This window comes from Photorhabdus kayaii (genome assembly GCF_025384895.1).
Taxonomy (GTDB): domain Bacteria; phylum Pseudomonadota; class Gammaproteobacteria; order Enterobacterales; family Enterobacteriaceae; genus Photorhabdus; species Photorhabdus kayaii.
In genome coordinates, this window is sequence record NZ_JAJAFZ010000210.1 from 1 (window position 1) to 783 (window position 783).

The 783-nt window shown below is 59.9% G+C and carries 1 protein-coding gene; it reads left to right on the forward strand.

Annotated features, from left to right (window positions below; all coding sequences use genetic code 11):
* On the forward strand, positions 1–783 hold a 783-nt coding region (locus LGZ98_RS23950; protein ID WP_315902014.1), incomplete at both ends, for an ImcF-related family protein.

The following is a 783-nucleotide window of genomic DNA, read 5'->3' on the forward strand; positions in this document are numbered from 1 at the left end:
CCAGCAGATGCTGCGCTCGGTGGCGCCGGATTATGCCGACCTGACCTTAAGGCAAATGACCGGCGACACCGAGGCGGAACGGTTGTTTACCACCTCGCGCGTGGTGCCGGGGATGTTTACCCGTCAGGCGTGGGAAGGGCAGATACAGAAAGCGATTGATAACGCGGTGGCTTCACGCAAGGAAGCGATTGACTGGGTATTGAGTGATAACCGTCAGGCCGTCCCGGCCGCCGTCTCACCGGCAGCGCTGAAAGCCCGCCTGACCGCGCGTTACTTTACCGATTTTGCCGGGGCCTGGCAGGATTTTCTCAACAGCCTGCGCTGGAACAAAGCGCGTAATCTGGCCGGGGTGACAGACCAGTTAACCCTGATGGCGGACGGGCGTCAGTCCCCGCTGATAGCGTTGATGAACACCGTGGCGTATCAGGGGCAGACCGGCCGGCAGGGGCCGGCGTTATCGGAGGTATGGGTGAAATCCGCGAAGACGTTGCTGAATAAAACGGCGGTGCCGGTGATTAACCAACAGGCTGGCGACGTGAACGGACCGATGGACAGCACTTTCGGTCCGTTACTGGCGCTGATGGGGAAAAATAAGGCATCGGATGTCATAACGGCGGACAGCAACCTCAACCTGCAAACCTTCCTGACCCGGGTTACTCAGGTGCGGCTGAAACTGCAACAGATAAACACCAGTGACGACCCCTCAGAGAGGGCGGGGAGGCTGGCGCAGACGGTGTTTCAGGGCAAAAGCACCGACCTGACGGAGACCCAGGGTTACGGCAA